23 protein-coding genes and 1 pseudogene are annotated in these 23728 nt (G+C 58.0%); 14 read left to right on the top strand and 10 right to left on the bottom strand.

Annotated features, from left to right (window positions below; all coding sequences use genetic code 11):
• The first annotated feature begins 335 nt into the window (after positions 1–335).
• The 3 genes from BLV81_RS07815 (at position 336) to BLV81_RS07805 (ending at position 1816) form a co-directional block, all read left to right on the top strand.
• Positions 336–779 carry a YciI family protein gene (locus BLV81_RS07815; RefSeq protein ID WP_092354125.1) on the top strand — a complete coding sequence of 148 codons (444 nt, stop codon included), beginning with the start codon at positions 336–338 and terminating at the stop codon, positions 777–779.
• 34 nt (positions 780–813) lie between these two features.
• Entirely contained in the window at positions 814–1338 is a 525-nt protein-coding gene (locus tag BLV81_RS07810; RefSeq protein ID WP_092354123.1) for an SRPBCC family protein, read from the top strand.
• Positions 1339–1405: 67 nt separating this feature from the next.
• Complete coding sequence (locus tag BLV81_RS07805) at positions 1406–1816, top strand: VOC family protein (protein WP_092354121.1); 411 nt, start codon at positions 1406–1408, stop codon at positions 1814–1816.
• 168 nt (positions 1817–1984) lie between these two features.
• Here BLV81_RS07805 and BLV81_RS07800 read toward each other — a convergent pair whose 3' ends face one another.
• On the bottom strand, positions 1985–2212 hold the full coding sequence (locus BLV81_RS07800; RefSeq protein ID WP_092354119.1) for a hypothetical protein: 228 nt from the start codon (positions 2210–2212) through the stop codon (positions 1985–1987).
• A 48-nt stretch (positions 2213–2260) separates the two neighbouring features.
• Positions 2261–2737, bottom strand: a complete 477-nt coding sequence (locus BLV81_RS07795; protein ID WP_092354117.1) for an Lrp/AsnC family transcriptional regulator — start codon at positions 2735–2737, stop codon at positions 2261–2263.
• Positions 2738–2871: 134 nt separating this feature from the next.
• On the opposite strand from BLV81_RS07795, the gene kynB reads away from it, so the two are divergent.
• Positions 2872–3504, top strand: coding sequence for an arylformamidase (gene kynB, locus BLV81_RS07790; protein ID WP_092354114.1), 633 nt, complete (start codon positions 2872–2874; stop codon positions 3502–3504).
• A gap of 389 nt (positions 3505–3893) precedes the next feature.
• Here kynB and BLV81_RS07785 read toward each other — a convergent pair whose 3' ends face one another.
• From BLV81_RS07785 to BLV81_RS07770, 4 genes are all read right to left on the bottom strand, one after another.
• A complete protein-coding gene (locus BLV81_RS07785; RefSeq protein ID WP_092354112.1) occupies positions 3894–4463 on the bottom strand; it encodes a hypothetical protein in 570 nt (189 codons plus the stop codon).
• 52 nt (positions 4464–4515) lie between these two features.
• Positions 4516–4770 (bottom strand): hypothetical protein, encoded by a 255-nt coding sequence (locus BLV81_RS07780; protein WP_369823838.1) that lies wholly within the window; start codon positions 4768–4770, stop codon positions 4516–4518.
• Positions 4763–5686, bottom strand: coding sequence for a DNA/RNA non-specific endonuclease (locus tag BLV81_RS07775; RefSeq protein WP_255365040.1), 924 nt, complete (start codon positions 5684–5686; stop codon positions 4763–4765). The genes BLV81_RS07780 and BLV81_RS07775 overlap by 8 nt, the downstream gene beginning before the upstream one ends.
• 83 nt (positions 5687–5769) lie before the next feature.
• Positions 5770–6288 (bottom strand): hypothetical protein, encoded by a 519-nt coding sequence (locus BLV81_RS07770; protein WP_092354108.1) that lies wholly within the window; start codon positions 6286–6288, stop codon positions 5770–5772.
• A gap of 212 nt (positions 6289–6500) precedes the next feature.
• On the opposite strand from BLV81_RS07770, the gene lepB reads away from it, so the two are divergent.
• The gene (lepB, locus tag BLV81_RS07765) at positions 6501–7169 is read left to right on the top strand and encodes a signal peptidase I (protein WP_092354388.1); all 669 of its coding nucleotides are present in this window, start codon (positions 6501–6503) and stop codon (positions 7167–7169) included.
• On the opposite strand, the gene BLV81_RS07760 is transcribed toward lepB, so the two are convergent.
• Positions 7166–8122: a LysR family transcriptional regulator gene (locus BLV81_RS07760; RefSeq protein ID WP_092354106.1), complete on the bottom strand. Its 957-nt coding sequence runs from the start codon at positions 8120–8122 to the stop codon at positions 7166–7168. The two genes, lepB and BLV81_RS07760, sit on opposite strands and share 4 nt — an antisense overlap.
• Before the next feature lie 145 nt (positions 8123–8267).
• Here BLV81_RS07760 and BLV81_RS07755 point away from each other — a divergent pair.
• The 9 genes and pseudogenes from BLV81_RS07755 (at position 8268) to BLV81_RS07710 (ending at position 14974) form a co-directional block, all read left to right on the top strand.
• Positions 8268–9566, top strand: a pseudogene (locus BLV81_RS07755) (CitMHS family transporter).
• Positions 9567–9854: 288 nt separating this feature from the next.
• Positions 9855–11213 carry an acyclic terpene utilization AtuA family protein gene (locus tag BLV81_RS07745; protein ID WP_092354104.1) on the top strand — a complete coding sequence of 453 codons (1359 nt, stop codon included), beginning with the start codon at positions 9855–9857 and terminating at the stop codon, positions 11211–11213.
• An 8-nt stretch (positions 11214–11221) separates the two neighbouring features.
• Positions 11222–11539, top strand: coding sequence for an AtuA-related protein (locus tag BLV81_RS07740; RefSeq protein ID WP_092354102.1), 318 nt, complete (start codon positions 11222–11224; stop codon positions 11537–11539).
• Between the two features lie 156 nt (positions 11540–11695).
• Positions 11696–12577 carry a DMT family transporter gene (locus BLV81_RS07735; protein WP_092354100.1) on the top strand — a complete coding sequence of 294 codons (882 nt, stop codon included), beginning with the start codon at positions 11696–11698 and terminating at the stop codon, positions 12575–12577.
• A gap of 126 nt (positions 12578–12703) precedes the next feature.
• Positions 12704–12922, top strand: a complete 219-nt coding sequence (locus tag BLV81_RS23580) for a hypothetical protein (RefSeq protein WP_143036315.1) — start codon at positions 12704–12706, stop codon at positions 12920–12922.
• 24 nt (positions 12923–12946) lie between these two features.
• Positions 12947–13489, top strand: a complete 543-nt coding sequence (locus tag BLV81_RS07725; protein ID WP_092354096.1) for a DUF2975 domain-containing protein — start codon at positions 12947–12949, stop codon at positions 13487–13489.
• A 7-nt stretch (positions 13490–13496) separates the two neighbouring features.
• Positions 13497–13739, top strand: coding sequence for a helix-turn-helix domain-containing protein (locus tag BLV81_RS07720; protein ID WP_092354094.1), 243 nt, complete (start codon positions 13497–13499; stop codon positions 13737–13739).
• A 15-nt stretch (positions 13740–13754) separates the two neighbouring features.
• The gene (locus tag BLV81_RS07715) at positions 13755–14357 is read left to right on the top strand and encodes a hypothetical protein (protein ID WP_092354092.1); all 603 of its coding nucleotides are present in this window, start codon (positions 13755–13757) and stop codon (positions 14355–14357) included.
• A gap of 155 nt (positions 14358–14512) precedes the next feature.
• Positions 14513–14974 (top strand): YccF domain-containing protein, encoded by a 462-nt coding sequence (locus BLV81_RS07710; protein ID WP_092354090.1) that lies wholly within the window; start codon positions 14513–14515, stop codon positions 14972–14974.
• Positions 14975–14984: 10 nt separating this feature from the next.
• On the opposite strand, the gene pbpC is transcribed toward BLV81_RS07710, so the two are convergent.
• The 3 genes from pbpC to BLV81_RS23575 form a co-directional block, all read right to left on the bottom strand.
• Positions 14985–17177, bottom strand: coding sequence for a penicillin-binding protein 1C (gene pbpC, locus BLV81_RS07705; RefSeq protein WP_092354386.1), 2193 nt, complete (start codon positions 17175–17177; stop codon positions 14985–14987).
• Positions 17178–17242: 65 nt separating this feature from the next.
• Positions 17243–23134 carry an alpha-2-macroglobulin family protein gene (locus BLV81_RS07700; RefSeq protein WP_092354088.1) on the bottom strand — a complete coding sequence of 1964 codons (5892 nt, stop codon included), beginning with the start codon at positions 23132–23134 and terminating at the stop codon, positions 17243–17245.
• Positions 23135–23372: 238 nt separating this feature from the next.
• Entirely contained in the window at positions 23373–23573 is a 201-nt protein-coding gene (locus BLV81_RS23575) for a hypothetical protein (protein ID WP_143036314.1), read from the bottom strand.
• Positions 23574–23728: the final 155 nt, after the last annotated feature.

The following is a 23728-nucleotide window of genomic DNA, read 5'->3' as shown; positions in this document are numbered from 1 at the left end:
TCGGATACGTCTGTCCACGGCGCATAAGCGCAGCACAAAAATACGATGTTTGAGCGAGTGCTCAGTTTGTGTTTTGCACCGGGCTTGCCTAAGCTAATTAAGTTCCACTGCCTGGCGCGGCAGATTCAGGATCTGCTGTCAGCTCGACCGGCAGATGAGGCAAGACGGAATTGCGATTTCAACAAGCAAAATCTGCCCATCAAATATAATTTCAAAAAAACTCTGCAGCTTGTCGATCTCGCGGTTTCCCGTTCGACTAATTAGCAGATCCCGGATTTAAGCAGACTGCAGCCGGCATCCTGAGCAAACCATTGAAACCACACGGAGATATGACGATGCGATTCATGATCATACGCAAGGCAGACAAGGACACCGAGGCGGGTACGCTGCCCAGCACGGAGCTGATCGCCGCCATGATGAAATACAACGAAGAAATGATACAAGCCGGCGTCATGCTGGCCGGCGAAGGCTTGCAACCTAGCGCCAAAGGCGCACGCATCAAATTCTCGGCCGGCAAACCGACCGTGCTAGACGGTCCCTTCGCCGAAACCAAGGAGTTGATAGCAGGATTTACCATGATCCAGGTGCAATCGCGGCAGGAAGCGATTGAATGGGTCAAGCGCTGGCCGGCGCTGGACGGCGGCGGCGCGGTCGAACTCGAGCTGCGCCAGGTATTCGAGGCGGAAGATTTCGGCGCCGAATTCACACCCGAGCTGAGGGCGGCCGAAGAACGCCTGCGCCGGCAAAGCGCCGCCCAGCACACCGACGCCAACTCCTGACCCACGCCGCATCGCTGGCAACATAAAGGAAACCATGATCAAGACCATCGTCATCATCGTCGCCGTTGTCCTGGCCGGCATCCTCGGCTATGCCGCCACCCGGCCCGACACTTTCCGCGTACAGCGCACGATCTCGATCAAGGCGCCGCCGGAAAAGATTTTCGCCCGCATCAACGATTTCCATGAGTGGGGTAGCTGGTCTCCTTACGAAAAACTGGATCCGGCGATGAAAAGAACCTTCAGCGGCGCCGCCAGCGGCAAGGGTGCGGCGTATGCATGGGAAGGCTCGGGCAAAGTCGGCGCCGGACGCATGGAGATCAGCGTTACTTCGCCATCGAAAACCCTCATCAAGCTCGACTTCATCAAACCGCTTGAAAGCAGCAACGTCGCCGAATTCAGCGTCGACGCCCAGGACGACAACAGCAACGTCACCTGGGCCATGTACGGCCCCACGCCCTATGTGAGCAAGGTGATGGGATTGTTTTTCAATATGGACAGCATGATCGGCAAGGATTTTGAAACCGGCCTTGCCAACCTGAAAACCGTCACCGAAAAATAAAGACGGACACCGTGGCGCCAGGCCTGGCGCAGTTTCATCGCTAATCGCAACAACCAAGGAGAACATTATGCTATTGAATGCCTATCTCAATTTCGACGGCCGGTGCGACGCCGCGTTCAAGTTCTACCAGCAAGTCCTGGGTGGAAAAATCGCATTTAGATTAACCAACGCTGAAACGCCGATGGCAGAACAAACGCCACCGGACCGGCAAGACAAGATCGCGCACATGCGACTGGAAATGGACGGCGGAGTCTTGATGGGATCGGACTGCCCGCCAGAGTATTTTGAAAAAATGCAAGGCATGGTCCTGTCGATTAATGTCGACAAGATAGCGGACGGCAAACGCATCTTTGACGCGCTGGCACAGAACGGCAAGGTCAAGATGCCGTACGAGAAAACCTTCTGGGCCGCCAGTTTCGGCATGCTGGAAGATCAGTTCGGGACGCCGTGGATGGTTAACTGCGAAAAGGATAGCTGACCAACGCTGAAACGGGACGTTGCGGTTGTTCTTGACCTGAATTCCGCATTTGGGGACCTCCTGCGGAGGTGACGGCTTTGGCAGGAGCCGCGCTCCGTGGCTCGTTAAATAGGGTCAGAGTCAAGTTTCGCGATAAAGCCTGCGAAAGTCGACTCTGACCCTATTTAACTACAGCGCTGGCAATTTGACGACTGTCACGCGGTCGATGAAGAAATCACCGTCGACACACTTCCTGTGAGGCACGCCGGCAACCTTGAATCCAGGGCCGCCTTCCGCCGCCCAAATTTTGGCAACCGTATCGAAATCCTCCAGCTCCAGCCCAAGCAAAGGCGCAGACAGCACAAATTGCGCGCCTTCTTTTTGTCTTGCCAAAACTTCTTCAATCGTTTTTGCCATGGTTTCAATCTGATATAAGAAAATTGTGCGCTATCCGCGATGAAGCGATCAGGCATCGCGCAGCAATTCGCGCGGCAGCTCGTAGGTTTCCTTGATCGCCTGCAGCACGATATTCGAGCGGATATCTTGCACGCCCGGTATTTTATATAACTTTTCCAGCACAAAAGCAGAATAGTGCTTCAGGTTGCGCGCCTTCACCCGCAACAGATAGTTGGCATCGCCCGTGATGATGTAAGAACCAACCACCTCCGGATAATTCTGCAACGCCTGCATGAAATTCTCATGCCAACTCTCAACATCGCGCCGCATGGTCACCTGTACGAACACATCCAGCTCCAGCCCCAGTTTTTCCGGATTCAGCAAAGCGCTGTAGCGGCTGATAATGCCCTCTTCCTCCAGAATCCGCACACGGCGCAAACACGAAGAAGGCGACAGAAACACCTGCTCCGCCAAATCCTGATTGCTGATCCGGCCATTCTGCTGCAATAGCGTCAAAATGTTTAAATCGATAGTATCCAGCTGCATTGAAATCATCTTTCAATATTAAGTATATATTCTCCATACTATTCTAAATAACATCAAAATCACCCACTAATTTCGCATAAAAATTCCAGCAAGCTCACCTAAAATAATTCATCGAATCAGCATGGGAGAACGCCATCACCACCTCAAAGCCCATCTGGGACATCAGCCCCACCCTCTCCGCCCGGACCCCGGTGTGGCCCGGCGACACCGTCTATAGCGCCCAAACCACCTGGGAAATCAGCGACGGCTGCCCGGTCCATGTCAGCCGCATCACGCTTTCCACCCACACCGGAGCCCACTGCGACGCGCCCAGCCACTACGATCCGCAAGGTCTGCCCATCGACCAGGCAGCGCTGGATGCCTATATCGGCCCCTGCCGCGTGATCCATTGCATCGGCGCCGCGCCGGTCACGCCGCAAGATATCGAACATGCATTGGCGGACGTTCCGCCACGCGTACTGCTGCGCACCTATGCCAGCGCCCCGCAAGAACAATGGGATCCGGCCTTTGCCGCAGTAGCACCCGCAACCATCGCGCTGCTGGCGCAACACGGCGTGCGCCTGGTAGGCATCGATACGCCTTCGCTCGATCCGCAAGAATCCAAAACCATGCAAGCGCACCACGCGGTCAGGCAGCACGGCATGGCCATACTGGAAGGCATCGTGCTCGATGCAATCAGCGCAGGCGACTATGAACTGATTGCGCTGCCCTTGCGCCTGGCCGGCATGGATGCCAGTCCGGTGCGCGCCATCTTGCGTCCCCTTTGAGCTTCACGAACACAGCCATAGCAACAACGATGACTACAACCATGACAACCGACATCAAGACCCGGGCAGAACGCCAAACCCTGGATGGCAATTAGCTGAGCGCACGCCCGCATGCAGCGCAACAGGTGATCCAGCAAGAATGGGACGCGGTCGATACCCTGCACCAGATCCTGGCCGACAAAGATTACGAAATCAATGCACAGCAAGAAGCGGTTACCTAATTATTCAGGAGTCAAAAGATGGCATGCCCTTTCAACCCAAAAGAGTCATGGCATGCGCCCAGATGGAATTCGGCCAGCTATCTGAAGTTGATGCTGGACGTAGTGTTGTTCCCGGAGCTGTTTTCACCGCGGACATCTCTCTGAGGCAAGCCACATGCAAACAGTTTTTCAGGCAGTCTGATTGCGCCTTGCGACCCGTGTTCGTACATCTTGCACGTCGACCGGATCGCAACGCAGTTCCAGCAACTGATTGACGGCAATCTCATCGGCCAGTGAAGTCGCCGTCACCTTGGCGCCGAAAAAATCCGTATCCAGGCTGAGTGCATTGCAGATGCGCTTGCGGCCCTGCGCATCGGCCGGCAACTGCAGCACCACTGTCAGGTAATTTGTTGCAAGACCTTCTACTGCGTTCTGTTGAGAGACCATCACTGGCACCGACTGAGATGGCGCAGGTGCAATTTCCACAGGAAAGCGGGCAAGCTGTTCTTCTGCAATTTCATCCACCGACACCAGCACGGTGCTATGCGGGCCGGGCCACTTCTTGACGCCGCCGATCACGGCTGGCGTACCGCCGCTGACTTCATATTCAGTGTCGGAAATCTTCTCGTAATGAAAAGGCTCCCACGCCGGGTCGCCGTGCTTGCGCATCGCCACCGCCTCCAGCACCTGGCCGGCGGGCGCGCCGTTGCCCAGCATGCCGACCGCGCTTAGTCCTGCATCGGCTGTTGTGTCATCCATCTTGCTTACCTCACTTCTCACTTATTTCCCGATTTCCCAACTTCCCACTTGCTTAAAACGGATTGCTGACCTTTACCACGGGTGCAACTGCCAGCATCTCAGGCAATGCCCTCGATTCCAGTTCCGCCACCACCTGGTTGATCAGCGATTGCAAGGTTTTTGCCTGCTCCAGTCCACGCTGGTCCAGCGTCAGGTCGAGATCGCCAAACAAGCTGACCCGGTCCAGCCGATTTTCAATATTCAGCTTGCCGATGGACAGCGTTGCGCTTTCATCGGCGAATGGAATGAATTTAACCATGTTAACCATGCGACCATCCTTTATGTATCAAATTGGTGACGAAATCGAACAGCATTTTCAAGGCATCATTGAATAATTTAGTCAGCAAATCGGCCTCTATTTTTTTTACCTGGGCGGCCGGCTCCTCGCTTCTTTCAGGAGTGCTCCTGCCGCCGTGCTGCCCGGCCCCGGCTTTAGGCAATGGCATCGCTACGTCCTTGATGCGTTTCGGCACACCTGGCAGCAGATCGATGCGCAAAGTGCTTTCCAGCTGCGTCACCGACAAAGCCTGGTAGTGGGAAGTATCCTCGTTCTTGATGAAATAGGCGGCTGCCTGCTGTCTCTTGGGACTATAGACCACTTTATAGATATAAGTCGGCACCAGCACATTGCCGATCTTCTGCAGATCCTGGCCGAGGAAGGCAGGCCCGGTAATCACGTACAGCTCGCCGTCTTTCTCGGCCAGGCGCCGCACCGCGCTTTCGATCTCGGCCCAGATATGGCGATTGTTTTGCGGATTCTGCGGGATCATATTGGCAAGACTAAAACTTTCATACTGCGAAGTACGGTTTGCCATGTCGCCGTTCGGGCTCATGTGGCCGCGGTCGAAGCCGGAGCGCGCGTAATCTTTCAGCTCGGCGCGGCCATTGATCAGCAAGGCTGGCTCGGGATGAAAGGAATTTTCGCGCGACAGCGTGCGGGCGGCGTCGATGTTATCGCGCGTCAAATGCTCGGCCGACCATAAAGGGGTACGTGTGATACCTGAATGCATGACCGCAAAAGCCTGGTAGCACAACTCCTGCGTCTGGCGCGCCAGCTTGTCGTTGAGGATTTCAGGGGCGCGTCCGGCGGCGTAGTGCGAGGGACAATCAGTGGCAAAAACCGGTGAGCTGAGAAATAAAAGGAATAACAGGGACAGCAGGAAGTGAAGGAACTTGTGCGGCATTGCTCACCAAAACTGTATAAATACCCAGTATAAGGTTTATCCTAAATCACTCCAAGCATTATCCCTAAATTTTTCCCAGCATTTCAATGCGGCGTGCGAAATTCGTTGGCAATCCATGCGCCTGCGCTGCTCTCGCTGAGCTTGAAGGTCGCAGCTACCCGCACCTGCGCCAGCTGTTCGCCGTCCGCATTGTGGGCAGTCAGCAAGGCATATGGGAAATCGTCGTCGGGAATGATATCGAGCGCGATATTGAACGTTGCGTCAGCGTCATTCACCACGATGCTCTTGTGCAGCATCGCATGCAGTTGCTGCTCGTGCCTGCGTACAAATTCCGATGCCGTCTTGACCAGCGTGATGAAGGCGGAGGCATCCAGCGGCTTCGGATTTTTCTTGTCGCGCCCCATGGTCCAGGGCCCGATCAGCGCCGGCTCCGGTTCGCCATCCTTGATCATGGCTACCGCCCAGCCGTCATCGTCGTCGTTCTTGATGATGCGCGCGGTCCAGCCATCGTCGCGCCACAGGCGCGGTTCCTGGATTTTCTGGTCATCGCTGGCGTCGTCGTCAACGTATTCATCGGGGGCTGGTGCGGAATGATCTGTCATTACTGAATGCTTCACTGCTAATGGGGTACAGAAAGGAACCGTGAAAAAACCGGCAAGTGCGAATTGTATAGCAGAAAGTGAGGTGTCCCGGTTAGCCGGCTTGGGTGACGGCATCCGCGACGAGTGAAGAGTAAGCCGGAAAATAAGTGGCATACTATGCAAATCGAAGGGCCGGGTGCGCTCGACGGCAATCACTGAAAGGTGGAATGGAAATGAAAAACTGGATTCGTCTCAACAAGGGATTTTTGCTTTTCCTGTTTCTCTTCGGGATCTTCCGCACCGCAGTCGCAGACTGGAACCCGATCCCCTCCGGCTCCATGCGCCCCAACCTGCTGGAAGGCGACGTAGTATTCGTCAACCGCCTCGCATTCAATCTCAAGGTCCCCCTCACCAATATCGTCATCAGCCGCCTCGGCGAACCGAAACGCGGCGACATCGTCACCTTCTTTTCCCCTCTCGACGACACCCGCCTCATCAAACGTGTGATCGCACTACCCGGCGACACCGTCGAAATGCGCGATGAAAAAATGATCATCAACGGCCGCGAAGCCAGTTACGCCATGCTCGGCACCGCCCCCGAACCGCTAGAACAAGGCGGCGCCCTGGTCGCCTTGCGCCTGAACGAAAAGATGGGAACGGAACAACACCGTATCCAACTGCTGCCGCAAGTCAACGCCAACCGCAATTTCGGCCCCGTCGCGGTGCCGCAAGACCACTACCTGATGCTGGGCGATAACCGCGACAACAGCGGCGACTACCGCCACTTCGGCTTCGTGCCGCGCGAGCTGCTGATCGGACGCGCCGAACGCGTGCTGGTATCGGCCGACATCAAAGGCAACTGGATGCCCAGAACCGAACGCTTCGGCATGGAATTGCATTAGGATTTGTTGATCTGAACCTTGATGCGCTTCGGCGCGGTGCGGCTGCCGATGTTATGCAGCCGCTTTTCAATCAACTCCGACATGCCCTGAGCAGCAATGGAAAGAGAACGCTCTTTCTTTTTAACGATCAGGATCGGCCGTACGATTTCGTCCGCATCGACCGGCGCGTCGACCGGGATACTCACCAAATTCATATGGCGAAACTGGAACAAGGTCAGTTCCGGCACGATGCTGACGCCCAGGCCGGATTCAATCAAACCCGCCACGGTAGCCAAATGCTCCACTTCCAGGCCTGAATTCATCACCGGGATCCCGCGCAGCAGCAGCTCGACATGCTGACGCACGCTGGTGCTGCGCGTCAGGTGGATCAGTTCGCAACCGCTCAGGTCAGACAGACGAATACGGCGCTTGCCGGCCAGCGCGTGATCCTGCCGGCACACCAGGTAAAAAGGATCGCTGCACAAGGTTTTGGTGTCGAATTCGGTCAAACCCGAACCCGGTGCGGTCAAGGCGATATCAACCTTACCTTGGCGCAGCATGGCAAGGCACTGGTCCGACAAGGCATCGAACAGTTGCACGGTGATTCCCGGATAAGCCCGCTTGTATTCGGCAATCACCGCCGGCAAGCCGTTCGCCGCCAGCGACGGCAAGGCCGCGATCGCCACCCGGCCTTTGCGGCGCGCAACGTAGTCGCTCATATCCGCAAACGCTGCCTCGATATCGCTCACCAGCGAACGCGCCACCTCGGCAAACAATTCTCCTTCTGCGGTCAGCGTAACGTTGCGCGTATCGCGCTCGAACAGTTTGGCGCCTACCGCCACTTCCAGTTTTTGAATCATGACGCTGAAAGCAGATTGCGACATGAAGCAGCGTTCTGCGGCGTGGGTGAAGTGCTTGCATTCCTGCAACGCGAGAAAGGCGTGCAGCGAGCGGGTAGATACATTGAGTTTCATTGATTAATCTGATTTAGCGATCAATCCATCGGAAAAAACCATTTTACAGTACAAACCCCAACTACCAGAATGCAGTCAAAACAAGATCAATAACAAGACTAAAAACAGATTTTCCAAAATATCCAATGGATAGGAGACAAACAATATGTTGGCATTACTCGGCTTCATCACCATCGCCACCCTGCTCGCGGCGATCCTGAGCAAAAAAATGTCACCGCTGGTGGCCTTGATTGCGATTCCCATCATTGCCGCCCTGATAGGCGGATTTGGACTTGAAACGTCCAAATTCATTGTATCGGGCATCACCAGCATTGCGCCGGTGGCCGGCATGTTCGTATTTGCGATCCTGTTTTTCGGGATTGTCACCGATGCCGGCATGCTGGACCCGATCATCTCCGGCATCCTGCGCATCGTCGGCAGCCGCCCTACCCGCATCGTTCCGGGTACCGCGTTGCTGGCATTGCTGATCCACCTGGACGGCTCCGGCGCGGTGACCTTCCTGGTGACGATTCCCGCCATGCTGCCGCTATACTAGCGCCTCGGCCTAGACAAACGCATTCTGGCCTGCGTCGCATCGCTCGCGGCAGGCGTGAATTTCCTGCCATGGACCGGCCCCATGATCCGCGCCTCAGCCGCCTTGCATATCCCGGTCAGCAACATTTTCACACCGTTGATCCCGGTGCAGATCGTCGGCCTGGTGTTCGTTTTCTCGGTGGCTTACTACCTCGGCTTGAAAGAAGAACGGCGCCTCGGCCTGACCAAGGGCGCCCCTACGGGATTCGTCCATGCCCATGAATTGACGGTAGCAGAAAAGGACATCCGTCGTCCACAGAATTTCTGGATCAATATCGTTCTGACCGTCCTTGTACTAGGCGTGATGATCAGCGGCAAAGTCGATCCGGTGGTGATGTTCATGATCGGTGTGGTGCTGGCCTTGATGATTAATTACCGTAACGCGGACATGCAGCGCAGCCGCATTGACGCGCATGCCAAGGCGGCCCTGCTGATGGCCAGCATCTTGTTCGCTGCCGGCGTATTCACCGGCATCATGACCAAATCCGGCATGCTGAGCGCGATGGCCAAAATGGCAGTCGGCCTGGTGCCGCCGTCCATGGCCTCACATATTCCGGTGGCGCTCGGTCTGCTGTCGATGCCGCTGTCCATGTTGTTCGACCCTGACTCTTTCTACTTCGGCGTGCTGCCGGTGATCGCAGAAGTCGGCAATATGCTGGGAGTGCAACCACTGCACGTAGCGCAAGCCGCGCTGCTGGGCCAGATGACCACCGGCTTCCCCGTCAGCCCATTGACGCCAGCAACTTTCCTGGTCGCCGGCCTGGCCGGAATTGATTTGGCCGACCATCAGAAATACACATTCAAATACCTGTTCGCGGCATCCGTCATCATGACGATTACCTGTGTCGTGATCGGCGTCTTTCCTGTCTAAGACTAGGGCGTGTTGCCATATGATTTGGGAGTGCGAACGCGCGGCAGGCGTTACAGGCCTAGGCGCGACGACGCGACGTAGTGGTGCTACGGCAAGGAGGAGTAACAACGGCATGTGACGCCTGCAGCCGTTCCCGGAGGGTTCAAACCAGAACGTGCGCTGGCCGCGTTGCATGGCTTGCTGGGGCACCAGCCCCAGCTGCGCCACGCGCCTTGCCAGCACACGTTCTGGTTTGAACGCATCTCCCAAATCATATGGCAACACGCCCTAGCATCCGAGGAAATTATCATGAAACATATCAGGATCGGCGCCGGCGCCGGCTACTCCGGAGATCGCATCGAACCCGCCGTCGAACTGGCGGAAAAAGGCGAGATCGACTATCTGGTCTTTGAATGCCTGGCCGAGCGCACCATCGCCATCGCCCAGCAAACCAGAATGAAAGATCCCTCCTTGGGCTTCGATCCGCTGCTGGCAGAACGGATGCGAGCTGTGCTTGGCATCTGCAACGAGAAAAAGATCAAGATCATCACCAACATGGGCGCGGCCAACCCGCTGGCAGCCGCAGCCATGGTCAGGCAGATTGCGCTATCCATGAATCTTCAGCTAAGGGTGGCGGCAGTCAGCGGCGACGATGTGCTGGATACCTTGAAAGCCGGCGCCTACATCAGCGACCAGGATATCCCCGTCAGCAGCCTGGGCGGCAAGCTGCTTTCGGCCAACGCCTACATCGGCGCCGCGCCGTTGGTGGAGGCGCTGGCGCAAGGCGCCGATGTCATCGTCACCGGCCGGGTCGCCGATCCGGCCTTGTTCCTGGCCCCCTTGATCCACGAATTCAACTGGGCCATGGATGACTGGCAAAGGCTTGGACAAGGCACGCTGGTCGGCCATTTACTTGAGTGCGCCGGCCAGATCAGCGGCGGCTACTTTGCCGATCCCGGTTATAAGGATGTGCAAGGACTGGCGCGGCTGGGATTCCCGATCGGCGAGGTGGCGGAAGACGGTTCAGTCGTCATCACCAAAGTGGCGGGTTCGGGCGGCCAGGTGACAACCGCCACCTGCAAAGAGCAATTGCTGTATGAAATACACGATCCCGCCAGCTACCTGACGCCGGATGTGGTGGCCGATTTCTCCGCGGTGACGATGCGTGAAATCGGCCCTGACCAGGTACTGGTGCAAGGCGCCACCGGACGCGCCAGGCCGGACACGCTGAAAGTATCGATAGGCTATATCGACAGCTACATCGGCGAAGGACAAATTTCCTACGCCGGGCCGGGAGCGCTGGCGCGCGGCAAACTAGCGCAAGCCATCGTCGCGGAAAGGCTGAAACTCAGCGCGGTGGGATTTGAAGAATGCCGTTACGACTTGCTGGGCGTCGACGCCATCCACGGCGCCGCCCTGTCGGCTCCCGCATTGCCGGCTCCCGCACCGCCGGCTCAGCCATCCGAACCGTATGAAGTTCGGGTACGGGTGAGCGCCCGCTGCGACAATATGCGCGACGCAATCCGCATCGGCAACGAGGTTGAAACGCTGTACACCTGCGGCCCCGCAGCCGGTGGCGGCGTCACCAAAACAGCCAAGGAAGTGGTGGCTGTGCAATCCTGCCTGCTACCGCGCCAGCAGGTAAAAACTTCTGTTCATTTCAAGTGAGAGTGATGATGAAACTACGCGACCTTGCCCATTCCCGCGCCGGCGACAAAGGCGACATCTCGAATATCTCGGTGATTGCCTATCAGGAAAAAGATTATGCGCTGCTAGAAAACTGCCTGACCCCTGAGCTGGTCAAGGCGCATTTCGCCGACATCGTGCGCGGTGACGTGGTGCGCTATGCGCTACCGAATCTGGGTGCGTTGAATTTCGTCATGCAGCGCGCCCTGGGCGGCGGTGTCACGCGGTCATTGGCTCTTGACGCCCACGGGAAATGCTTGAGTTCGGCGATGATGAATTTGGAAATCCCTGACAGAATAAATAACTAATCAAGCCAGCTTCAACATTCGCCAAAGTCTGACTATCGCTGTCACTGCTGTCGTGTTACTGAATTCGAGCGCAAGAACCAGAGTGTCCAGGATCCGGATATGTCCTATGTTTCAGTTGTACGGCGCTTGCTGCCGGCCAGCTAAAGGGCACTCCCCGTGAATTTTATCGAACTGCTCTTGCTCGCCGCAATCTGGGGCGCATCCTTTCTATTCCTGCGGATTGCCGCTCCCGAGTTCGGCCCTTTCGCACTGATCGCCCTACGGGTCGGCATTGCCGCACTGGTGCTGTTGCCGGTGCTGCGGTCCGCTGCCGCTCGTAGCGAATGTCGCAGCAAGGCGTGGCCCTTGTTTGTGGTCGGCATCTGCAATTCTGCGATTCCGTTCGGCCTGTTTGCTTATTCGACGCTGTACGTGAATGCCGGCCTCGACTCGATCTTGAATGCGACGACACCGGTCTGGACTGCGTTGATCGCCGCGACATGGTTTCAGTCAACTCTGGGTCGCCAGCAAATATGCGGTCTGTTGCTGGGTCTTGCCGGCGTCGTGGTGCTGGTGTGGGATACCTTGGGCGCCGGGGTCCCCGGCGTACCGCAGGCGATTGCCGCTGCGCTCCTGGCTGCCGGATTTTACGGTTTTGCGGTAAATTATTCGAAGCGCCATCTGGCCGGCGCCAAGCCGCTGGTGGTAGCCTTCGGCAGCCAGTTCTTCGCTTCTGTCGTGCTGCTGCCGCCGGCGCTGTCGTATTGGCCGCAGCATGCTGTCGCACCGTCTACCTGGACCTGCGTTGCGGCACTTGGCGTTATCTGCACCGGCTTTGCTTACATCCTTTATTTTCGATTGATCGAACGAGCCGGCGCCGCTTATGCGGCATCCGTGACTTTCCTGATACCGATTTTCGGGTTGCTCTGGGGCGCTGTTTTCCTGAATGAAAAAGTCACGCCGGCGATGTTGGCCGGGTGCGCCATTACGCTGCTCGGGACTGCGCTCGCCAGCGGTAAATTCAACGGTCTGCGGGTAGAGAAACGAAAATCCGCGTGAGCCAGGGCTGGTCGAGATCCATCCAGAAATTACAATTAACGATAAATGATCAATAAATAGACATTTATTATTGTTTTACGATAATTTTATATTAAAATACGACCATCCTATCGAAAAGGAGGCGTCGTGCAGCAAAACATCATCACTCTAGCCCGTCGCTTTCTGGCTGCGCTTTTTTCCTGGCTGGCGATTGTCGTACTGGGGCTCTACCTCTGCAGCAAAATCCTGCCGCACCTTGGCATCAGCGCGTCGCTTGAAATGGTTTTCCATAGCACTTTGGCCGATCAGGCTGCGGCCCGTCTTGGCAATGTCTTTCGTATTTCCATTCATCTCAATGACAAATAACAGGATCATCCCAAAGGACGCTTCATGAAACAAGATCATATTGCGCGAACCAGCCAGCGCATGGCCAGCATCACCATGTTGCTGCTGGTTGGCATGCTGGCCCTGAATATCGGTAGCTGGCTGTTCCCCGAAACGCTTGCCTGCGTTGCTGACTTTAGCAACCCAAGCCTCAAACTGGGCATCGATCCGGCCAGCCTGCCCTGGTGGCAATTGCTGGGCGGCGTGGTATTGACCAACATTCCGCTGCTGGCATTGGGATATGGCCTGTTTCAACTGCGCGCGCTGTTCCAGCGCTATGCCCAAGGTGAATATTTCTCGCCGGCAGCCGCCATCCACCTGGGCCGGGTCGGCCGCGGCATAGCCTGGTGGGTATTGCTGAATTTTCTTTGCGGATCGCTATCTTCCGTCTGGCTGACAATCACCCGGCCGGTGGGACATCGCCTGCTCAACATCAGCTTTGACGGTAATGCGATAGTCGCCCTGTTCATGGCTGCCTGCATTACCGTTATCGCCCGCATCCTGCAACGTGCCAGCGAGGTCGATGCAGAAAATCGGCAGTTTGTATGAGGGCGAGATGAGCATCATCATTACGCTGGACGTTATGCTGGCAAAACGCAAGGCGAAATCGAAGGATCTGGCCGCAGCTATCGGCATTACCGAGCAGAATCTGTCATTGTTAAAACAAGGCAAGGTAAAAGGAGTACGCCTGGAAACCCTGGAGGCGATCTGCCGATACCTGGATTGTCAACCGGGTGAGCTGTTGAGCTATCAGCCGGATAATGCAGCTGCCGCAACAGAACCGGATGCGACACCCTGAACGGCGCTGATAAAAATGTCTGACAAGACCGCTTGGCCTGCTGCGGCACATCCGCGCGCAATGAGCGTGGGCATACTGCTGTCCCTGTTATTCCATATCGGTTTGATGCATTTGTTTTGGCCCCGTCAGGCGGCCGATGTCGCAGCAGCCCGCAACTCGCAGGCAGAGATCACCCTACTGCTGTTGCCGGCAGCAGCGCCGGTAGCGCGAGTCGTTACGCCGCCCGCCGTGCAGCGCGGCTCTCGTCTCCTCAAATCCCCTGCTAGCACAAATACGATAACGCAAACCTTGCCCCCGGCGCCGCGCAGAAACAGCATGGACGACACCCCAAACAACTCCCTGGCAACGGAGCAGCAACCTCGCGTGGATCTCGACGCAGCACTGAAAACGGCCAGGCAAATAGCAATCGATCCGAAGGAGAGGCGCAACGGAACAGCCGTCGCGCAATTGCAGACGCATCCGCTGGAAGCCCAGCCGGATAGTCGCCTGGCGCGAGACATTCAACGCAGCGCGCGCACCGATTGCAAGGACTTCGGCCAGCCCTTCGGCTTAATCGCGCCTCTGGTGCTGGCCGCCGATGCAGTGCTGTCAAAGAAAGATGGCGGATGCAAGTGGTAGTGGCTTGCCGTCACGCTGCGGCCCGATAGCGAGCGCCAGAGCGGGCACAGATTGTCTTGTGATCGGCTACGCGTGATGTTACATTTTCTCTTTGCAATTTCCAGCGACGATGGGCCGCTAGCCTTTTGTCATGCTGTCATCAGGGAGAAAAAGATATGCGCGCCATCGGCAATTTTCTGTGGTTTGTTCTGGGCGGGGTGTTCATGGGCCTGGGCTGGTGGCTGGTTGGCGTATTGGCCTTCATCACGATAGTCGGCATCCCGTGGGGCAAGGCCTGTTTTGTGATCGGACAATTTACCTTCTTCCCCTTCGGTAAAGAAGCGGTGAGCCGCAAGGAAATGACAAAGCAAGACGATATCGGCACCGGCGGTCTTGGCCTGGTCGGCAATATCATCTGGTTCGTGTTCGCCGGAGTCTGGCTGGCTATCGGCCATGTACTCTCGGCAATCGCATGCTTCGTCACCATCATCGGCATTCCGTTTGGCATCCAGCACCTGAAGCTGGCAGGTATTGCGCTGGCGCCGATCGGGAAAACCATTGTGACGAAAGAAGTTGCGGCAGCGGCGCGCAAACAAGGTGCGGAAGAACATGCCGCCAAGATGCGGAACAATGTCTGATAGGCTGAATCTATTTCTTTCCGCTGCGGCCGGATTTCTGCGGCGCCAGATTCTCGACCGCGCCGCGCACCTCGAAACGGACCTGGTCGACCACGGCCATTTCATGGTTCAGCAATTCCAGCACGTGGCGGCCGGGCCATGGCATCCAGTCGAGGGCCAGTTGCGGATCTGGTGCTGCGGCCTGGTGACTAGCTTTCTTGCCATTTTTCCCCGCAGGCGGCGCCAGCATCTTGCCATCCAGCCGCCACCAGCCATTGGATAAGCCATCTGCCGCAAAGCGTATGCGCTGCCGCTGCGGCGGGATATCCGGATCGAGCGCGACCAGCATGCCAGGCGTCGGATAGCGTATGGCGATGGCGATATCGTCGGATTTGGCGGTAGTGATCAGGCTCTGCTCGGTTCCGGCCAGAAAATACTCCTGGCGCGGCGCTTCGATCTTGTCGGCATAGCGAATTTCCTGTCGCACCACAGCGGCCGGCTGTTGCGGAATCTGTTGCCGCTGCTGGCCACGGCGGTGCAGGTACTGCATCACCTCTTGCCAGATCGGCGCGGCGCCGGTTACGCCGGACACATCCCACATCGGCAAGCCGGATGCATTGCCGACCCAGACGCCGACCGTATACCGATCCGAATAGCCGACCGCCCAATTGTCGCGCATGTCTTTCGAGGTGCCGGTTTTCACCGCCGTCCAGATCCGCGTCGAGAGCGCATTCTCAAGGCCGAAGGTAAGGCTGCGGGCGCTGCGGTCAGACAGGATATCGCCGATGATGAAAGCGGCGCCCGGCTCCATCACCTGGTTCATTTTGACGGCAGGGTCGGTCAATGTGGTGCGCACGCCGCTGTAGCGCCCTTGATTGGCTAGCGCACGATAGGCATTGCTGAGCGCCAGCAGGCTGACATCGGCGCTGCCCAGCGCCAGGCTGTAGCCGTAATAATCGCCGGATTCACGCAACTGGAAACCCAGTCCTTGCAGACGTTCGAAGAAAGTCGTGGGCGTGACCGTTACCAAAGTCCGCACCGCCGGAATATTCAGGGATGAAGCCAGGGCGGTGCGCAAACTGACCAGGCCTTTGAACTGCTTGTCGTAATTTTGCGGAATATATAAACCGCTGGCGGTCGGCAGATTGATCGCCGCGTCGTTCAGAATCGAGGCGGCGGTCAGCCATTTTTTTTCGATGGCCAGTTCGTATAGAAACGGCTTCAAGGTCGAGCCAGCCTGACGCAAAGCCACCACACCGTCGACCTCGGCAGCGTTGGAAAACGCGCCGCTGGAACCGACCCAGGCCAGCACGTCGCCGCTGGCGTTGTCGAGCACGACGATGGCGCCGTCTTCGATGTTGCGTTCAACCAGAGACGCCAACTGCCGGCGCAAGGCATCGTTGGCAAAACGCTGGACGCCGGCATCCAGCGTTGAACGCACAGCTTGTCCCGGCGTGCGCAACAGTTTGCGCGCCAAATGCGGCGCTAGTTGCGGCGCGCTGGTGGTGACGATGACTTCCGAATTCGAACCGGTGCGCACCAAAGCCAGCAAAGTGAAATCTTCCAGGCCCTTGCACTCCTGCGCCGCATGCTGCTCTTGCAAGATGCGGCAAGCGCGTTCAGCAACCCGCGCCGGCGTCGCGTTCGGGCCGCGAATCAATGCCACCGCGATCGCCGCTTCGCGCTGGCTCAAACCGCTAGGATGCTTGCCGAACAATACCCGCGACAAGGCATGTATGCCGACCAGTTCACCGCGAAAACTGACCAGGTTCAGATAGGCTTCCAGGATCTGGTCCTTGCGCCAGTTACGCTCCAGCTGTTGCGCCACCATCACCTGGGACATCTTCTGCCTGATCGAACGCGGCGCGCTGCGGCGTCGCAGATCGTCGTCCAGCAAACCCGCAAGCTGCATGGTGATGGTCGATGCGCCGCGGGTTTTGGTGTTCCATAAATTGCCCCATGCGGCGGCGGCCACCGCGCTCCAGTCGACGCCGCTATGCGCGTAAAAACGCCGGTCTTCCGATGCTACTAACGCGTTGCGCAAGGCTGGCGATACATCCTCCAGCGCTATCCATGACAGGCGGCGTTCATTCGGATTCAGGCGAATCTGCTGCAGCAACTGGCCCTTGCGATCGTACAAGCTGGCTTCCGATGAACGGAATTCGTGCTGCACATCGGCGTAGCTTTGCAGGGCGTGCACCGGGCCGGCGCTCAAGGCCAGCATCAACACAGCGCCCAGGGATGAACGCCTGATGCCGACCGAAATGCAAGCCGAAATGCAGATCGAACTCACTTCACCATCCATTTCTGATTAGGGCTTTCACCAAACATTTCCGGAGCATACATCGCTTCCACCCGGGTCGGCGGCAAACTGAATTGGCCCGGATTGTTGATGCGGAAGGTATACGTCATGGTGAATTTCCCTTTCGGCACGTATTCGTAATAACTACGGAACGCTTCAAAGCTGCGTTCTTCATACGCCACCCAGGCATTGCCGGCCGGCCGTTCGCTGCTGGTGGCGATGGCCGAATCACGACCCAGGCCGGAACCCAGCAAGGTGGCGCCGGCCGGAATCGGATCGGTGACCACGACCCAGGTCATGTCGGATTGCGCATCGACTTCCAGATCGACCCGCACGATATCGCCGCGGGTGTATTTGCCTTTTTCCTTTTGTTCTACCGGAACGATGTTCTTGTTGATCCGGTAGCCGCTGGAAAACGGCTTCTTCAATGCCACCGCCGCCAGGCTTTGCACTGTCACCCAAGGCGCGCCGCTGCCGGCATGCGTCAGTTTCAGTTCCGCCGGCGCGGCGGATGCGGGCCACGGCAGTTGCAGCTTGCCGACTTCAGCCGTGGCGGCGCCGGCAGGCCAGTTGTAGCTTTGGCTGCCGCTCACAGTCGCGCCCTGCTCCAGGCTGGCCTTGGTGATACCGCCTACCTTTTCAGATTCGAATTTGCGGGCGAACTTTTGCAGCGCCAGCGAGCCCCACAGATTCGCCGTGGTGGTGGACCAGTGACCGCGCTGCTGCCGCTGGATGGCGCCGTTGATCAGCTTCGGCATGTCCTCTTTCCATGCCGGATTTTCCAGCATGGTCAGCACCAGCCGGTTGGCGTTGGCATCGGCGCTGGCCATCAGCCACCACCAGTAATCGCTGTTCTCGGTGGAGAAGCCCATGCGCGTGCTTTGGTAATTCAAGCGCGCCCGGATGATCTGGTCGGCTTCGGCCTGGCGTTTGGCGCGATCCGGAATGCTGGATACGCGTTGCAGGATATTGATCCAGTCCAGCACTGCCGAAGTCGGCCACAGATTGGGCGACAACTGGATCGAATCCAGCATCGCCGGCCGCACCCGGTCGTAACGCGACAACGCCTCCAGCGCCGCCAGCTTGCGCACATCCAGGTCTTTCTGCGGCGACCAGAAATCGCGGGTGATCTTGCCTTCCACAAACGCCGCCAGGCCATCCAGCATCTTGTCGCGGCTTTGCTGCGGAATCGCAAAACCGGATTCCTGCGTCACCGCCAGCAAATAGGCGGTCAAGGTATCGCTGCCGCGGCGCGCATTGCCCTCGTTCGGCGGATAGTAATAAGCCAGGCCGTCGCTGTCCAGATAGGTCGGTAAGTCGTTCAATACCTTTTGCCACATCGCCTCGTCGCGCAAACCGATCGCCTTCGATGTCTTTTGCTCCAGGCAGGAGAAGGGATAGCTGACGAAGTAGCGGCGCAAGCCGTCGCTGCCGGAAGCCAGCGACGGCGCAAGCGAAAGCGCCAGGCCTCCGCGGCCCGGTAAGCCATCGGCAGGCGGCGCAAGCGCCATGCTGAACGGCTTGTCGAGCTGGAACAAGGTAGCTTGCTGCACCGTCACCGGCACTGCCGGCACCACCCGCTGGGTAAATTTGATGCTGTCCTTGACCTTGGGACCGCCTTGTTCCTGGGCGTTGATTTCCCACACCAGCTGGCCGACGTCCGCCGGCACCGTCACGGTCCAGATCAATTCACGCGTCTCGCCGGCAGCAATGCTCTCATCCTTGGCCGGCAATGCCGCAGCAGCCGGCAAGCCGCCAACCTGCGCCGTGGCATGGACTTGCATGGCGCGGGAGCTGGTGTTACGCACCGTTACCAGCGCACTGAAATTGTCGCCTTCGCGTACCAGCGGCGGCAAGCCGGAAATCAGTTGCAGATCCTGGGTCGAGCGGATGCTGACGGCGCCGCTGCCGAACAGGCTGTCGCCGCTTTGCGCCACTGCGACTATCTTGAAACTGGTCAAGGCATCGTTCAAGGGCACCTCAACCTGCGCCCTGCCGTTAGCATCGAGCACGATGGCCGGCTTCCACAGCAACAGGGTATCGAACAATTCGCGGGTCGGAGATTTGCCGCCGCCGCCGCCGGCCGGTATGGCTTTGCGGCCGTAATGGCGCTTGCCGACTACCTGCATCTGCGCGGTCGAGGTTTCCACGCCATAGCTGCGCCGTTGCAGCATCGCTCCCAGCAGATCCCAGCTCTTGTTGGGTTCCAGCTCAAGCAAGGCTTCATCGACCGCCGCCAGGGCGATTTCAGCACCCGCCGCCGGTTTGCCGTTAGGCAGATTGACCTGGATATCCACCTTGGCGGCGGTGCGGATCGCATAACTCGGCTGATCCGCCTTGACCGTCACCGCCAGCTGGTTGGCCGCGGTGCCGACCGTGATTTCAGCGATGCCGTATTTATAGGCCGGCTTTGCCAGATCGACGGTAGCGCTTGGCGCCTGATACTCCTTGAACTCGCTCCACCAGTTCAACGGTTCTTTCCACCCCCAGATAAAGAAGGAATACCACGGCACTTCCCGCATGCGGCCACGCACCGCCAGCACCGAGACGTACACATTGGGGCCGTAGCCGGCCTTGACCGGCAAGCTGAAAGTCGGATCCTGGCCAGTCAGTTGCACCACCCGGGTTTCGATCACGCCTTCGCGCTCCACCGCGATCAGTGCGGTAGCGTAGCGGAATGGCATGCGTACCTGGAACTTCGCGCTTTCGCCCGGCTGGTAAGTCTTTTTCTCAGGCAGGATATCGATGCGGTCCTGGTTCCCGCCATCGAACCACAATTCGCCTTGTTTGGTCACCCATACCGAGCTGCTGGCGAGCGCAGGATAGCCGCTGCCATCCTGGCCCTTGGCCGTCAATTCAATATTGCCCGGCTCCAGCAATTCGACGCTACAGATCATCAAACCGCGGGCATCGGTCTTACCGGAACACAGCGGCCCCAGGTCGCTGCCGGCGGTGGTGTTTTCGTAGGCGTAGAAACCGCCCACCATGCGCTTGCGGTGCGAGTTGGCTTGCTTGCTCGAACCGCTGATTTCAATCGGCACGCCGGCTTGCGGCTGGCCGGCCGGATTCAGAGCAACCGCGGTCAAGGTCAGTTTCTTCTTGACCGACACCCACTCCCCCGCCTTCAAGCCGACCACCACCGCCGAGGGCCATATCGGCGTGACGCTAGCTACGGTCTGGATTTCGCCGTTCGGATCGGCGTAGGTCATTTCAGTCAGCAATTCCTTCGGCGCCGTGATGGTCGGTAAATCCTTCACCAGCGTTTTTCCGGCGCCGTTTTTATCCAGGGTCACCGGCAATTTGTCGGCCACGATCTTCTGGTTGTCGGCGCTGCCGTCATCCTCATTGCGCTTCACAAAAGAATAACCGTCGTAGCCGGCAAAACCGATGTCCTTGCCGCGCAGCAGGCTGGTGATGTGCACCGCCTGGCCGGAAGCGCCGCCGCCGTTCAGATAATTCAATTGCACATCCAGCGCCACTTCCTTGGGCGCGATCAATGTCTTCGGCGGCGTAATCCGTCCCTGCAGCAGCGGCAAACGGAATTCTTCGACGCGGAAACTGCCGGTGCTGTAGCTGCGCCGGCCCTGGTCGTAGCCGCCATTATCGTTGTCCGTGCTGTCCGCGTCGCCGGTATCCGTGTTATCGCCGCCGCTGACGCCGCTCTTGACCTTGCCGCCGTCCAGTACTACCTCATAGCTGCCGAGCTTGGCTTCTTTCGGAATCTGGAACACGGTTTCGGCATTTTTCTGGCCGCGCCAGCTCAGCGCAAACTGATATTCCTGGCCGCTGCCCTGGTGCGTGATGCGGGCGCGCGTCGGCAGTTTATCGTTTGGCAGCAAGCCGAAACCCTGCATGGTTTCGGTACGGATCACATGTTTCATCGACACCGTTTCGCCGGCCCGGAACAGAGTGCGATCGAATATCGTGTGGGCGCGCACCGTGGCCGATTTGTCGTAGTCCATCGGCAAATTGAAACGCCAGGATTCGATGCCGTCATTCCATGAGGTCAGCGCAAAAGCCATGTCGGCGCGGCCTTTTTCGTCGCTCTTGCGGGCGCTGACGAAGAAGCCGTCGATGTGTCCCGGCTCAGTACTGGCGCCGTTGCGGCAGCCGTCAAGCGGGAATTCCGGCACCATGGCGATCCCTTGCTTATCGGTCTTGCCGCGCCACAGCTCGGCGCCGCGGCAATCGGAAATCCGCACCTCGGCATCGCTCACCGGTTTGGCGTTATCCAGGGTGGTGACCCACACCGCGCCGTTTTGCCGGCCGATCTTGACGTGCACCGATAAATTGGTCACCAGCGCGCTGGTGCGCACATACATGGGCGCAGCTTTGCCCAGCAAGGCCGCGCCCAGTTTTAGCGATTCCAGTTCGACCACATAGAATCCGGGATCCTTGAGAGGAATGCCGATCACTTCAAACGGCCGCACGCCGTCCTTGCTATCCGGCGCCGGCGGCAAGGTCAGGGTTTTGGCGCCAGTCTGTTTTGCCAGCAAACCGATGCTGCGCGTTTCAACCTGCTTCTTGTCGATAGTGATGCTGGTTTCGTGGTAACGCCTGAGCTTAGTCAGCCAGGCAATGATGTTCTGGTCGTCGCTGACTTTCAGATTGCTGACCGTGCCGGGATGGACCTTGCCGTCGGCGCTGCGCGCCAGCATGCTGGTTTCAACGCTGCGCAAGGTGACCGGCAGCGTGGCGTCGGCATTCAGTTCAATGATGCCGAACGGGGCGGACGGGAATTTTGCCAGCGGCGGATAATCCGCCATCCGTACTTTCAATGGAAACGCAGCGGCGTTCGACAACGGCCGGCCGCTCTCGTCCCGGAACCCTTTCGGCAAGTCGACGCTGAGCTCCGATTTTTCGGCAAACGGCGGTTTGAATGTCAATTGCGAGACGGTGTCATCGTTATCGTTTTTTTCAAAAAACGGTTTCAGCTTGCCATTGGCGGCATGCAGCGTCACGCCTTCGGCCAGCTTGCGCGGGACCGGCGCGGTGAACAGGATGCGCAGCGGCAGGATCGGCGCGCAAGCCGCATTGGCATTCTCGCGCTCGCAGCTGACGCTGGCAGTGAACACCGGCCGCACCTTGAACTTGAACGCCTGCGGCTGACTGCTGGCGATGCCGGACGGCGTGCTCACGCCCTTGTCCCATACCAGGCGAACCGCTGCATCGTTAGGCAAGCGTTGCTGGCATTGCACAGTGCTGACTCTGTCGGGATTGATCTTGTCGGCGAAATGGTCGAGCAACTGCTTGCGTTCTGCCGCAGCGATGAACTTGACCGGAATCCGTTCATGCACGCCTTCGGCTTCGCAATACACGTGCTGCAATATGCTGGCGCTGGTGGCGGCGCCGTTTTGTATCAGGATGAAGACTTGCTCTTCATCGATCTTTTCCCCGTAAGGCATGGCATTGACGACAGCAGGGCCGCCGGTATTGAACTGGAACACGCTCTTGCCGCTGACTGCCGCGCCGGATAATAATTTGAATCCCGGTTTCAGGGCAAAGCTGCAACGCGTCCCCGGCGGTACATCGCGCACGAAATCGTAGATCCAGTTGCGCTCGTCGGCCCAACGCCCGCTGCCGGCTTCGGGACAGCTGATGTCGAACGGCATAGGCGCCTTCGGATCGCCGAATTTGACGGCCGCTTCAGAGAAGTTCACCCGCACCTGGCGCACCTGAGCGATCTCGCCTTGCGGCGCAAAACTGCTGATGTTGGCCGCCTGAGCTGCCGGCGCCATCTGAGCGCCCAGCATTCCCAACAGCAGCGCCAAGGTGTTGCGCGCGCCGGCGCCGCCGAGGAACTTGCGTCCGAAAAAAAACAGCCCCGGAAATCTCACGGCGCTGTTATTGTTTTTTTTCCGTTCTGCGGCTACTTGCATGGCTATCCCCGGGTTAGGAAAATATGAAATATGACCTTGCGAGGATACAACATTTTTGTGTCTTTATGGCAATTTTACAGACGTATGGGTGGCACCTGTGTCACCCTGCACTTCGGTTGCGCTGGACCATCTTCGCAAACAGGAAGTACGTGAATTTCAAACCCTTTGTATTGCGTTATCTGCCACACGGTCCCCTTATGAAGGACCGGCAATCCTGAACCGAGCCGCCAATTTGAAGTTACTTAACGACGTCGATGAGGCCTTTTGCGAACGCCATTCCCTGATCACGCGCAGCGTCCCAGGTATTGGACGGGTCGATCTCCGGCGGCGGCTGCAACACTCCGTCAATCAAAACAGCCCAACGATACTTGCCGCCCCTGACGATCGTGCTCGCGACTTTGATCGTGTGTCCTTTGTGCTCTATCTCGAATTGCGGCATATGTCCCTCCACAGATAATATCCGGAAGGCAACGTTACCATGGGCAACGACTACTGCATACTGGTAAAAATACAACCTCCCCCTGATTGGACCGGTCCTTGCATTCACAATGCATTGAACTTCGCCCATGAGCGCGAGATTGGGAGGGTCGCGTG

The sequence above is a fragment of the Collimonas sp. OK242 genome (assembly GCF_900107095.1).
Taxonomy (GTDB): Bacteria; Pseudomonadota; Gammaproteobacteria; order Burkholderiales; family Burkholderiaceae_D; genus Collimonas.
The sequence above is the reverse complement of the archived record's forward strand: the minus strand, read 5'-3'. Positions and strand labels throughout refer to the sequence as shown.